This window comes from Bacillus sp. AFS001701 (genome assembly GCF_002559405.1).
Taxonomy (GTDB): domain Bacteria; phylum Bacillota; class Bacilli; order Bacillales; family Bacillaceae_G; genus Gottfriedia.
Map to the genome: position 1 here is coordinate 1 of NZ_NTZO01000094.1, position 12447 is coordinate 12447.

General features: G+C 35.0%; 12 protein-coding genes. All 12 read right to left on the reverse strand.

Annotated elements, in window-relative coordinates; translation table 11 throughout:
* Window positions 1-517 precede the first annotated feature (517 nt).
* Entirely contained in the window at window positions 518-1561 is a 1044-nt protein-coding gene (locus CN514_RS07910; RefSeq protein WP_098232136.1) for an L-threonylcarbamoyladenylate synthase, read from the reverse strand.
* Between the two features lie 106 nt (window positions 1562-1667).
* Window positions 1668-2126, reverse strand: coding sequence for a GNAT family N-acetyltransferase (locus CN514_RS07915; RefSeq protein ID WP_098232137.1), 459 nt, complete (start codon window positions 2124-2126; stop codon window positions 1668-1670).
* A 57-nt stretch (window positions 2127-2183) separates the two neighbouring features.
* The gene (spoIIR, locus tag CN514_RS07920) at window positions 2184-2990 is read right to left on the reverse strand and encodes a stage II sporulation protein R (RefSeq protein WP_098232138.1); all 807 of its coding nucleotides are present in this window, start codon (window positions 2988-2990) and stop codon (window positions 2184-2186) included.
* Between the two features lie 179 nt (window positions 2991-3169).
* Window positions 3170-4027, reverse strand: a complete 858-nt coding sequence (locus CN514_RS07925) for an ATP-grasp domain-containing protein (protein ID WP_098232139.1) — start codon at window positions 4025-4027, stop codon at window positions 3170-3172.
* Window positions 4024-4929 (reverse strand): ATP-grasp domain-containing protein, encoded by a 906-nt coding sequence (locus CN514_RS07930; protein WP_098232152.1) that lies wholly within the window; start codon window positions 4927-4929, stop codon window positions 4024-4026. Before CN514_RS07930 ends, CN514_RS07925 begins: the two co-directional genes overlap by 4 nt.
* Window positions 4930-5066: 137 nt before the next feature.
* Window positions 5067-5927: a peptide chain release factor N(5)-glutamine methyltransferase gene (gene prmC / locus CN514_RS07935; protein ID WP_098232140.1), complete on the reverse strand. Its 861-nt coding sequence runs from the start codon at window positions 5925-5927 to the stop codon at window positions 5067-5069.
* On the reverse strand, window positions 5927-6994 hold the full coding sequence (prfA, locus tag CN514_RS07940) for a peptide chain release factor 1 (RefSeq protein ID WP_025671037.1): 1068 nt from the start codon (window positions 6992-6994) through the stop codon (window positions 5927-5929). Before prfA ends, prmC begins: the two co-directional genes overlap by 1 nt.
* 231 nt (window positions 6995-7225) lie before the next feature.
* Window positions 7226-7840 carry a thymidine kinase gene (locus CN514_RS07945; protein ID WP_098232141.1) on the reverse strand — a complete coding sequence of 205 codons (615 nt, stop codon included), beginning with the start codon at window positions 7838-7840 and terminating at the stop codon, window positions 7226-7228.
* A 210-nt stretch (window positions 7841-8050) separates the two neighbouring features.
* Window positions 8051-8296 carry a type B 50S ribosomal protein L31 gene (locus tag CN514_RS07950; RefSeq protein WP_025671035.1) on the reverse strand — a complete coding sequence of 82 codons (246 nt, stop codon included), beginning with the start codon at window positions 8294-8296 and terminating at the stop codon, window positions 8051-8053.
* Between the two features lie 159 nt (window positions 8297-8455).
* Window positions 8456-9730, reverse strand: coding sequence for a transcription termination factor Rho (rho, locus tag CN514_RS07955; protein WP_098232142.1), 1275 nt, complete (start codon window positions 9728-9730; stop codon window positions 8456-8458).
* Between the two features lie 355 nt (window positions 9731-10085).
* Window positions 10086-11051, reverse strand: coding sequence for a class II fructose-bisphosphatase (gene glpX / locus CN514_RS07960; protein ID WP_056469239.1), 966 nt, complete (start codon window positions 11049-11051; stop codon window positions 10086-10088).
* 68 nt (window positions 11052-11119) lie between these two features.
* On the reverse strand, window positions 11120-12418 hold the full coding sequence (locus tag CN514_RS07965) for a UDP-N-acetylglucosamine 1-carboxyvinyltransferase (protein ID WP_098232143.1): 1299 nt from the start codon (window positions 12416-12418) through the stop codon (window positions 11120-11122).
* Between the last annotated feature and the right edge of the window lie 29 nt (window positions 12419-12447).

Below are 12447 nucleotides of genomic sequence, written 5' to 3' on the forward strand. Positions count from 1 at the left end.
GGAGTAGAGTGATGTTGATTTCCACTACAGGATGCTCCCTTTTCATGGGGCGAGATTCTTTCGCCTCCTCGGCTAGCCTGCGGGGTCTCAGCCTTCCCGCTTATCCCATAGGAGTCGCACCCCTTTAGTTTCAATCAACTATTCAACATAAAAATGGTTACACCAAAACCCTAATCTAATATCTTTTACTTAGAGTAACATAATAGCTTATTAATCAGTTTGTAGGTCAATTAAGATCGAACTTCAACGTATTATAAAAATAATTTGTACTTGTTTTTCTAAAAATTAGCTCATATATATTTTTAACTTCTCAAGAATAAACAATTACTAGATTCTGTCGATATTATAAAACACCTCAAAAATATTAACATGTAAAATCATTATTTCGATCATCAAAAAAAGAATTAGATTAGCAATAAGGTTCACTTAATTTACGTTTGACCTTTCAACAGTCTGAAGATCAAGTCTTTTGGGCGTTTACACATGAAAATAATAGAAGCCCGAACCTTAGCTTCTATTATTTCTCCTGAATAACCGAATGTCCACAAGCTTTCCACAATCGGTTCATAATGGCAATTCCAATACCTTCATAAGGGAAAGTTTCACAATAAATGATATCAACATGTTCTTCATTAAATTGACGAATACAATCATATAATGCTGCAGCTACGGTTGATAAGTCACTGCGTTTTCCACATGTAAGAACAACATCTGCATCATATTTCGTTGTATTTTCTTCCGTTGTTAATATCCCTACTCTTTTTCCCTCTGATTTGGAATCGTGTATAAGTTTGTGCATAAACTCAATACTTCCATTTACAAGATGCATTTGTGCATCTGGTGCATAATGTTTATATTTCATGCCGGGTGATTTTGGTGCTTCATTTTCCTTCATAGTTGCTGGATCTACTTCCACCGTAGGTATTATTTCTTTGATCATTTCTGGCGTAATACTACCTGGTCTTAATATTGTAAAAATATCTTGGGAACAGTCAATAACTGTCGACTCAACTCCGACTCCTGTACTACCACCATCTACAATTCCTACAATTCGTCCATTTAAATCTTCAAATACATGCTTAGCAGAAGTTGGACTAGGCTTGCCTGAAGTATTTGCACTTGGTGCTGCTATTGGCAAATTACAAGCCTCAATTAAAGCTAGCGCAACTGGATGATCAGGCATTCTTATTCCAACAGTGGATAACCCTGCCGTTACATATTTCGAAACATGTTTTTTACTTTTTAAAATTAGCGTTAATGGTCCTGGCCAAAAAGCCTCCATTAGTTTTTTTGCATCTAATGGAATTTCTTCAACTAGATTATCTAACTGTTCTTTGTTGGCAATATGTACAATAAGGGGATTATCACTTGGTCTACCTTTTGCTTGGAAGATTCGTTGAACCGCTTCATCTGAAAGAGCATTTGCCCCCAACCCATAAACAGTTTCTGTCGGGAAAGCGACAACTTGTCCTAACTGTAAATTTTTTGCTGCATCCACAATCTGTGGGTAAACTTCTTCTTTATTCACAGGATTATCCACATACCATATTTTCGTTTCCATACGTAGCACCTCTCTCTAGAGTGAATAATAGTGTATATTTTACAAATTTAGACATTATCCAAAGAATGAAAAACAAGTTTTATCCACAAATTGTGGACAAAACTTGCTAATTTGTGGATAACTTTGTGTATAGTTCTTTTTGATAAACTAATACTTCTTCATTCGTAATAGTAGTTTGGTAATGCTTCATTTCTTTAATACTGTTCGAAACATTTTCCTGTGCGACTTGCCCAAAACCCAGTAAAAGGAATAAGTCTTGAACTATATGCTGTCTTGTTAATAAATATACTTTACTAATCATTTCTTCTTTTAGTTTTTCAAGAACACTTTGTAAAAAGAGTACCATATGCTGTGAGTAAATGGTAGGTGCAACTACTAGTGATCTTAATAGCGCTTCTTCTCCATCTTGTTCATATCCTATAACAGCTTGTGCTTTCCCGAACTCATCTTCCATTATGAAAAATGATTCTTGTTGCTCCTCAAGTCCGTTTGTAGATAATCCTGCTTGTCCCAAAAACGAAAAAATTGTTTCAAAATCTTCCTGAATCGCTGAACGTATTTTCATAAAAAAACCTCCCTAGTATGCTTGTAATACTTTATGCACATAGGGAGATTGCTAGAACTAAAATATTTGCTTTAACATTTGTACAAAGAAGCTCTCTACCTTAATCTCATCTTTTGGTTCATCACCAGGTAGAGTAGAAGCCACAACCGCATCTTCACTGCTCTTATCCTCAGTATCATCCTGTAAAGAGGATTCATCGTTTTGCTTTGTTGCAATATTAGAATCATCATTGCTTAAACGTAATGCTTCTTGTTTTTTAAACTCTCTTTTTGGTTCATTTTCGATTTTTGTTTCATGATCTACCTTTTGTTGCGATTGTAGTGACTCTTTACTTAAAGTTGCATCACCGTTTGAAAAGTCTAGGAAACATAATGGTGGGAACAATACGCACCACCAGTTTGCTCCTTGACCTGCACCAAGTTTAATTAAAACCGCTTCGTAATCACCAGCAGGATATAAGAAACTACCATATAATTTTGTAGGGAATTTAACTTTTTTAGAGTAAGTAATAGTAAATGATTGATTTGAGCCTTCTTCTTTAATAACACGTGCAACCGTTTTTTGTAAGTCAGGAATATGACTTTTAATAACCTTTTGTCCTTCTTCAAAAGTTGTTAAATCTTTTACCCAAGTATTAATTTGAGCATTAACTTCATCTCTAACTTTACGTTTAAGTGCTTGATCTTCACTAGAATCGCTATTTGCTAGAATTCGTAGTCTGACAGCTTTCTTAGGAATTACGACCATTTCATTACCTTTTGCATTTGTATCTCTAAGTGGCAGTAACACTGATGAACTAATCAATAATATGATAAATAAAGAAATAATTTTATATGTTATTTTTGTTTTATTTTTAGTTTTCATTCTCTCCACCATCCCTCTAGGAACAGTGTAGACAATTTGATTATTTCTTAAACACTAGTATTCTATTTTTTTTAATAGATTCTTTATTAGATTAGATAGTAAACGATGATTTCCAGTTTAATGTACTCATTTTCTAAAAAACTTTATTAATTCCAAGATATTTTTCAAATCTTTTTTCTCTAGTAATTTATCTGCTTTTTAATATAATCCATATACAACGAAACAATATCTATATCTGATACTGTATATAATGTTCTACTTCCTACTACGTCCTCAATTTCATTTAGGATCAGTTGGTTGTTTGCATCGAACATGAAGTCAATTCCTACGAAGTCAAAGTCAAAGCGATCAACTATTTTTTGAATAAGTTCTTTTTCACTTTTGGAAAGCTCGTAAAGCATTGCGCCTCCGCCTAGAGAAAAATTCGCTCGAAAGTCTTTTTCTGAATATCTTAAAACAGCTGCAACAATTTCTTTACCGATAATGAAGACTCTTAAGTCCTTACCTAGCTGCTCTGCAACGTTTTGAATTAATAGTTCATCAAAATTTGAGTTCTGTACAATTTCCAGTAACTCATCTTGATTATTTATAAAATATACTTCACTTCCACCTCTTCCTGTGCAATTCTTAAGCACACAAGGGAATTGAACTGTATTTAAGGATTTTGTAATTGTACTTTTTTTATAATAAAATGTGTCTAGCATTGGTATACCTAGACTAGAAAGCTTCTGGTGCGTTAGAAATTTGTGATTGGCCATTGCTGAAATCGTCTGATTATTAAATGTTCTGATTCCCATTTCTTCAAAGTGGGAAGATAATATTTGTGATATGGACCTCATGATTACAAAGGCCGGTTTGCTTAATTCTTTACCTTGATTGTAAAGTATATTAACACCGTTTCGCACACCTATTACAATATCTTCTGTATATAGTAACTTTAACTCAAATCCATTTTCCAATGCTCCGCTTACTAGCCAGTCGATATACGTTCTATTTCTTTTTGCATCTGCTTCGGAATAGATTAGCCAACCAATCATACGTTTTTCTCCAAGTCCCAGATAATATAATCAATAATATATTTCGTTGTATCCACGTCTGTACATAGATAAATATTTTTGAAATGTGCGTTTGAGTTAACCTCACATATATATGTTTTTCCATCTTCTCCAAACAATAAGTCAATCCCTGCAAAATCCGCTCCTAATATTTCAGAGCATTTAAGTGCTAAATTGATTTGGTCTTCTGTCGGCTCATACTTATACATTTTTCCACCGTTTGTAACATTTGCACGAAAATCTGATTCTGATTTTCTTAACACTGCTGTTACTACTTGTTTACCAACTACTTGGATGCGGATATCAGTCCCTCTACTTGATTCTATAAACTCTTGATAAATATGTGGTTTGTGCTTTAGTTCGTCTACCTTCTTAAAAAAATCTTCTCTATTCTCAACTAAATAAACTTGTCTACCGAATGAACCGAATGACTCTTTTATAATTAAGGGAAAACCTAATTCCTGTATGACTTCATCGTAAAAATCATAGTTTGTTAAATCACAATTAGGGAACAATAGCGGAGCCGTAATTGTTTTTGGCATAGGTATATCGAAGTTTGATAATGCCTGAAAAGTTAATGCCTTATCATCACAAACTTCAATCGTTCTCGCAGAATTATATAATTTTATCCCCATATTTTCTAAATGCCTTGCTAAATGAACATCCTTGTCCCAAAAAATTACAAAATCAGGTTTCTCATTTGCGAATTTCCCTTTTAAAATCGCTTGACCCTTTTCAATTACTGGGATTAGTTCATAATGCTTAACTAAAGAAATATCTATTCCTTTTGCGATTGCTGTATCTTGTAACCATTCGAAAAGTTCAGTAAATTTTGCAGCTGTAATATGACCATTAAATACAATCCAACCTTTAAACTTTTTCATTCTAACTATCTTCTTTCGTAATGTTTTTGTTTTTTCTTGATTGAAATTTTCCTCATCTTTTACAACTTTAACACAAAAAAAAGAATCGTAATACATGGACTTTTTCTAGTCAATATCATTACGATTCACTATTTAAATTAGCCATTTACCATATAAACCATACGGTCTTTGCCATTAATATCGAAAACAACTTCGACATTTGAATTCGGATAAGCTTTCCCTAAAATTTCAGCAACCTGCTCACCTTGATTAACACCTACTTCAAATGCAACCAGTGATTTTTCTTTTAATACTTTAGGTAAGTCATTTGCAAAACGACGATAAAAATCTAAACCATCTTCGCCACCTACTAAAGCACGGTATGGTTCGTGATCCTTAACTACTTCATCTAAACCCAACCAATCTTCATGCGGAATATACGGCGGATTTGATACAACAATATCAACTTTCTTGTTTTCTTCAATAAAGTAATTCAGTAAATCATTGTGTATAAAGTGGACATTTGCCAGTAACTCTTGTGCATTTTGTTTAGCAACTTGGATAGATTCTTCTGCAATATCAACTGTATGAACTATTAGTTGTTTATTTTCAAGCGCAAGGGAAATTGCAATCGCCCCACTGCCTGTCCCAACATCTACTAGTTCAAGTTGCTCTGTATTATTCCAATGCTTTTGAATACGATGCAGTACGCCTTCCACTAACTCCTCTGTTTCTGGTCTTGGAATTAGTACTTCTTCATTAACGAAGAACTTTCGGCCATAAAAGTATTCATATCCTATTAAATATTGGATTGGTTGGCCATCTATGTGCTTATGAACCAATTCTTTAAACTCCATCCAATGATTCTCTTCTAAATCTTCTCTCATATTTAGCAATAATTCTGTTCGATTGTAGTCCAAAATATGTTTTAATACAATTTCACCCACATTTTCATCACGACCGTGTTCTTGTAAAAAAGAAGAAGCCCATTTTAGGGCTTCATATATCTTTGTTGTCATTATTGACTTTGTTCCATACGTTTTGCTTGATCATCCATTATTAACGCATTAATAATTTCGTCGATTTTACCTTCAACGATTTGATCAAGCTTTTGAATTGTTAATCCAATTCGGTGATCAGTTACACGGTTTTGTGGGTAGTTATAAGTACGGATACGTTCAGAACGGTCACCTGTACCTACAGCTTGTTTACGATTTTGATCGTATTCTGCTTGTACTTCTCTTTGGAATTTATCATAAACCCTAGCGCGAAGAACCTTCATCGCTTTTTCTTTATTTTTAATTTGTGATTTTTCATCCTGACATGATACAACAGTATTTGTGGGAATATGAGTTAAACGCACTGCAGACATCGTTGTATTTACTGATTGACCACCAGGACCACTTGAAGCAAATGTATCTACACGAATATCTTTTTCATGAATTTCAATTTCAACTTCTTCAGCTTCTGGTAAAACCGCTACAGTTGCAGTTGAAGTATGAATTCGTCCACCTGATTCTGTTTCAGGAACACGTTGAACACGGTGTGCACCATTTTCAAATTTTAGTTTTGAATATGCACCTTTACCATTGATCATAAAGATAACCTCTTTAAATCCACCTAGCTCTGTATAGTTACCTTCAATGATTTCTGTTTTCCATCCGTTAACCTCAGCAAAACGGCTGTACATACGATATAACGTAGCAGCAAATAATGCAGCTTCGTCTCCGCCAGCAGCACCACGAATCTCAACGATAACGTTTTTATCATCGTTAGGATCTTTTGGAATTAAAAGGATTTTTAAACGTTCTTCTAGATCCTTTGATTCGTTTTCCAAATCATTTAATTCTTCTTTAACCATTTCGCGCATATCAGCATCAAGTTTCTCTTCAAGCATAGCTTTTGCATCTTTAATTTGCTCTTTAACTGATTTGTATTGACGGTATACATCAACTGTTTCTTGTATGTCTGATTGTTCTTTTGAGTATTCACGTAACTTTTTTGAATCGTTTATAATTTCCGGGTCACTAAGTAAATCGTTTAATCTATCATAGCGATCCTCTACAGCTTGTAATCGATCAAACATAATTTTCACCTCGACATTTTCGTCTTAAATATATATCGAAAGAAGCGATTCTAAATCGCTTCTTTCATTCTAAATTCTAAGATAAAAGCGTATAAAACACTTTATCCACAATTATTATTGTTCAGTTTTAGAAAGCTAGCTCTTCGATAATTTTCCATTCAGAGCTGGGCGAGCTTTCTCCACATTTCTTAGTATATGGTCTTAATAGCTAATTTTCAACCTACTGTAAAATTAATCGTTCTGACTTTGAAGTACTGGTTGAATTGTTTTCGTTGGTACTTCGTGACAGTGACGACATCTTGGTTCGTACGATTCAGATGCACCTACTAAAATAATAGGGTCCTCAAATAAAGCTGGTTTACCATTTATTAATCTTTGAGTTCTACTTGCAGGTGATCCGCATGAAGCACAAACTGCGTTTAATTTCGTTACATGTTCTGCAATTGATAATATTTCAGGTACTTTACCAAATGGTAAGCCTCTAAAATCCTGGTCTAAACCTGCACAAATCACACGTTTCCCAGAGTTAGCAAGTTGTTGAACTACCATAACTATTTCATCGTCAAAGAATTGAATCTCGTCAATTGCAACTACTTCAACTTCTTCTGTAACGTATTTAAGAATATGTGATGAGTGTGTTACTGCATAAGCAGGTACTTTCATTCCTGTGTGAGACACCACTTCTACTTCACTGTATCGATTATCAATTGATGGCTTGAATGTAACACAGCTTTGCTTAGCAAACTGTGTACGACGAACACGGCGAATTAGTTCCTCTGATTTTCCAGAAAACATACTTCCGCAAATCATTTCAATCCAACCATTTTTTTTCATCATAAAGAACATTATGTGTCTCACCTTTCTATATCAGTACAAAGACTATTTTATTATTTATTTTAAACGCCGGTTAATTCAGCAGTATTTATAATTCGTGTAAGTATCTTTTAGTATTTATATCAAAATTCACTAAATTGAATTAGACTTATATGTTATTTGACTATAAATGCGTAAAAAAAGCAGGCAAAGTAGCAATAACTCGCCTGCTTTTCATCAATATTACTTAAGGCCGTATTTTTTGTTGAAACGTTCAACACGTCCTGCAGCGTTAGCAAATTTCTGACGTCCAGTGTAGAATGGGTGAGAATCAGAAGAAACCTCAACTTTGATTAGAGGGTAAGTTTCGCCATCTTCCCATTCGATTGTTTCGTTAGAATATTTTGTTGATCCGCTTAAGAATTTGAAACCAGTGTTAATATCCATAAACACTACTTTCTTGTAATTAGGATGAATATTCGCTTTCATGTCTTTCATCTCCTTCCGCCCTGAAATCCTTGAAATCAGAGTTATAAGAAACCATGTGTATACCACATAATTTACATTTCACATACAAATGAAATTATAGCAACTAACCCGGGAGAATGCAACCCACTATTTCTCTTTCAGGTTGCTTATATCTTCCAACTATTTATTAGAGACTGGCGTTTTTCTACTTTCTTCAGTCATCGTATTGAAGAAATCTTCATTTGTTTTCGTTTGACGAAGCATTCTGAAATAACGTTCAACAAAGTCTGGAATATCTGACATTGTTTTTCGCATTAACCATAGCTTGTCCAGATGATCTTTTGGTATTAATAGATCTTCCTTACGTGTTCCAGAACGACGAATGTCAATTGCTGGGAAGATACGGCGTTCAGCTAATGAGCGATCTAAGTGAAGCTCCATATTACCTGTACCTTTAAACTCCTCATAAATTACATCATCCATACGTGAGCCAGTGTCGATTAGAGCTGTTGCTAAAATCGTTAAACTTCCACCTTCTTCGATATTACGTGCAGCACCGAAGAATCGTTTTGGTCTATGGAATGCAGCAGGATCAATACCACCTGATAACGTACGACCACTTGGTGGAATAACTAGATTATACGCACGAGCTAGCCTAGTAATACTATCCATTAAAATGATTACATCTTTCTTGTGCTCTACTAGTCTCATAGCGCGTTCTAATACTAATTCAGCAACCTTTATATGACTATCAGGAGTTTCGTCGAAAGTTGAACTTACTACATCTCCTTTTACAGAACGTTCAATGTCCGTTACCTCTTCTGGTCGCTCATCAATTAGTAATACAATTAGTTCAGCTTCTGGGTGATTTGTTGTGATGCTATTTGCAACTTCTTTTAATAACTCTGTCTTACCGGCTTTTGGAGGGGCAACAATTAAACCACGTTGACCAAATCCTACTGGGGCGATCATATCAATAATTCTTGTAGAAAACTTAGCAGGAGATGTTTCAAGCTTCATTTGTCTATTAGGATATAATGCAGTTAATCCCGGGAAGTGAACACGTTCTTTAGCATTCTCAGGATCATCTCCATTGACTGCTTCTACTTGAAGTAGACCAAAGTATCTTTCATTTTCCTTCGGTGGACGTACTTTTCCAGAAACCTTATCACCATTTCGCATATCAAAACGACGAATTTGAGATGCAGAAATATAAATATCTTCTGAACTAGGTGAATAATTAATTGGACGTAAGAATCCATATCCTTCTGAAGGGATAATTTCTAGTACACCTTCCATGAACATTAATCCATCTTTTTCCGCTTGCGCTTTAAGGATTGCAAAAATAAGTTCTTTTTTCGTTAACTTGCTGTAATACGAAATTTTCATTACCTTCGCGTGTTCATACAAATCTTTTAATTTCATGTTTTCTAATGCAGAGATTGTTAAACTCATATAACACCACTCTTTACTTTTATTCGTTCAAATTAGGGTTTTCTTAATTCGGAAGGTTATTTAGAAGGCTTTTTGAAGGAAACTTACATAAAGTATTACTCTTTAGTGTAACCTTTTCCCCTAAAAATATTCTAAGTAATTAGAATTAATAGGATTACTATCTATTGAGATTATAATTCGAAAGAGTTTTTTATGCCAACTATTTTTCGACTAAACTATTTAATGACTCTTCCCCTTGGTAAATAAAGGAAAGAGTCATTATTCTACTAAATTAATATCTTGATTCCGATATTGTTAACAAAGAATTTTGATTCATTATTAACCCTCATCAAAACAAAGCTTTTTAGCGGTTTGATTATTTAATAACTAGGTTTGGTTTTTTGTTTAGGCTGTGACGTCCATCTACAAAACGAACAGTTCCTGATTTAGCACGCATAACTAATGATTGCGTAGAACCTACATTCCCTTTGTATTGTACACCTTTTAGTAATTCTCCATCAGTTACACCAGTAGCAGCAAAAATTGCGTCGTCACCCTTAACTAAATCGTCCATATATAATATACGGTTTGGATCTTCTATACCCATGCGTTTACAACGTTCGATCTCTTCTTCATTTTGAGGTAATAACTTCCCTTGAAGTTCTCCACCTAAGCATTTTAAAGCAACTGCAGCGATAACTCCTTCTGGCGCTCCACCGCTTCCAAATAAAATATCAACACCTGTGTGATCAAAAGCTGTGTTAATTGCACCCGCAACATCACCATCGTTAATTAGTTTAATTCGAGCACCTGCTGAGCGAATTTCTTCAATTAACTTCGCATGACGTTCTCTATTTAATACTGTTGCAACGACTTCATTAATGTTTTTTCCTTTTGCTTTTGCTACAGCTGTTAAGTTCTCAAGAACAGATGCATTGATATCAACTTTACCAACCGCTTCAGGTCCTACTGCAAGTTTCTCCATGTACATATCAGGAGCATGTAATAAATTGCCATGGTCAGCAATTGCAATAACCGCTAAAGCATTCCATCCACCAGATGCCACGATATTTGTACCTTCAAGTGGGTCAACTGCTACATCTACTCTTGGACCATATCCATTACCAAGTTTCTCACCGATATAAAGCATTGGAGCCTCATCCATTTCGCCTTCTCCAATTACAACTGTTCCCTTCATAGGAATTGTATCAAATACGTCACGCATCGCTGTTGTAGCAGCATCATCTGCTTCATCCTTTTTACCTAAACCCATCCATTTTGCAGATGCTAGTGCTGCTGCCTCAGTAACACGTACTAACTCCATTGATAAACTTCTTTCCATTCAAAACTCCCCCTTTGATGTAAATGAAAACTATCTAAATTATGTTATGAGTATGAAAATACCCAATCTTACGCATTTTTAAATTGCTCAACTTCTTGCTTTGTTAGCTGAACACGCCAAACATTAGCTCCTAATCCTAAAAGCTTTTCAACTAAATCCTCATATCCTCTGTCAACATGCTCTAATCCAGTTAATTCTGTTTTACCTTCTGCAATCAAGCCTGCTATAACTAAAGCTGCTCCAGCACGTAAATCACTTGCTTTTACACGACCACCTTGTAACTGTGAAGGACCGGAAATAATAGCTGTACTACCTTCGACTTTAATCGTTGCACTCATTCTTCTAAGCTCATCAATATGCTTAAATCTTGCACCATAAATTGTATCAGTAATAACGGCTGTCCCATTCGCCTTCGTTAACAGCACTGAAAACGGCTGCTGTAAGTCAGTCGGAAACCCTGGATAAACTAAAGTTTTGATATCTACTGATTTTAATTCTTTATTTGATCCTGAAACGATAATTTGATCGTCATTCGTATCAATATCTATATTCATTTCTCTCATTTTCGCTATAAGTGATTCCAAATGGTGTGGAATAACATTATCAACAATAACCTTGTCCCCTTCTTGCACAGTTGCAGCAGCTAATATTGCATAAGTTCCTGCTTCAATTCGATCAGGGATAATTGTATGTGTGCAGCCAGATAGTGATTCTACTCCATCAATTCGAATTACATCAGTACCCGCACCTTTAATTTTAGCACCCATACTTGTTAATAAAGTAGCTACATCGACAATCTCAGGCTCTTTTGCAGCGTTTTCAATAACAGTTCTACCATTCGCTAAAACCGCTGCTAACATGATATTAATCGTTGCACCAACACTCACTACATCTAAGTATATACGTGCACCTTTTAGTTCTTCTGCCCTTAAATAGATTGCACCTTGCTCATTTGTTACTTTTGCACCTAATGCTTCAAAACCTTTTATATGTTGATCAATAGGTCTTGGTCCAAGATAACATCCCCCTGGTAAGCCTATAACCGCTTGCTTAAATCTACCTAACATTGCACCCATTAAATAATAAGACGCTCGCAATTTTTTTACCTTCCCACTTGGAAGTGGCATTGCAACCATATTTGTTGGATCAATCATTATTTTTTCATCAGATACTTCTACTTGACCACCTATTTCCTCTAAAAGGTCACATAGTGTTTGAACATCTGAAATAGAAGGTACTCCTTCAAGTGTTACAGGTGAGCTTGCTAAGATAGTTGCTGGGATTAAAGCCACTGCACTATTTTTGGCACCGCTAACACGAATTGTCCCTTTTAAAGGTATACCGCCTTCTAATACAAGCTTTTCCATAGTATACTCCCTTCTAAATGAGCAGAAGA

Coding starts and splice junctions, on each gene's coding strand:
- CN514_RS07910 (WP_098232136.1), bottom strand. CDS start 1,561: ATGGAAACGAAAATATGGTATGTGGATAATCCTGTGAATAAAGAAGAA.
- CN514_RS07915 (WP_098232137.1), bottom strand. CDS start 2,126: ATGAAAATACGTTCAGCGATTCAGGAAGATTTTGAAACAATTTTTTCG.
- spoIIR (WP_098232138.1), bottom strand. CDS start 2,990: ATGAAAACTAAAAATAAAACAAAAATAACATATAAAATTATTTCTTTA.
- CN514_RS07925 (WP_098232139.1), bottom strand. CDS start 4,027: ATGATTGGTTGGCTAATCTATTCCGAAGCAGATGCAAAAAGAAATAGA.
- CN514_RS07930 (WP_098232152.1), bottom strand. CDS start 4,929: ATGAAAAAGTTTAAAGGTTGGATTGTATTTAATGGTCATATTACAGCT.
- prmC (WP_098232140.1), bottom strand. CDS start 5,927: ATGACAACAAAGATATATGAAGCCCTAAAATGGGCTTCTTCTTTTTTA.
- prfA (WP_025671037.1), bottom strand. CDS start 6,994: ATGTTTGATCGATTACAAGCTGTAGAGGATCGCTATGATAGATTAAAC.
- CN514_RS07945 (WP_098232141.1), bottom strand. CDS start 7,840: ATGTTCTTTATGATGAAAAAAAATGGTTGGATTGAAATGATTTGCGGA.
- CN514_RS07950 (WP_025671035.1), bottom strand. CDS start 8,296: ATGAAAGCGAATATTCATCCTAATTACAAGAAAGTAGTGTTTATGGAT.
- rho (WP_098232142.1), bottom strand. CDS start 9,730: ATGAGTTTAACAATCTCTGCATTAGAAAACATGAAATTAAAAGATTTG.
- glpX (WP_056469239.1), bottom strand. CDS start 11,051: ATGGAAAGAAGTTTATCAATGGAGTTAGTACGTGTTACTGAGGCAGCA.
- CN514_RS07965 (WP_098232143.1), bottom strand. CDS start 12,418: ATGGAAAAGCTTGTATTAGAAGGCGGTATACCTTTAAAAGGGACAATT.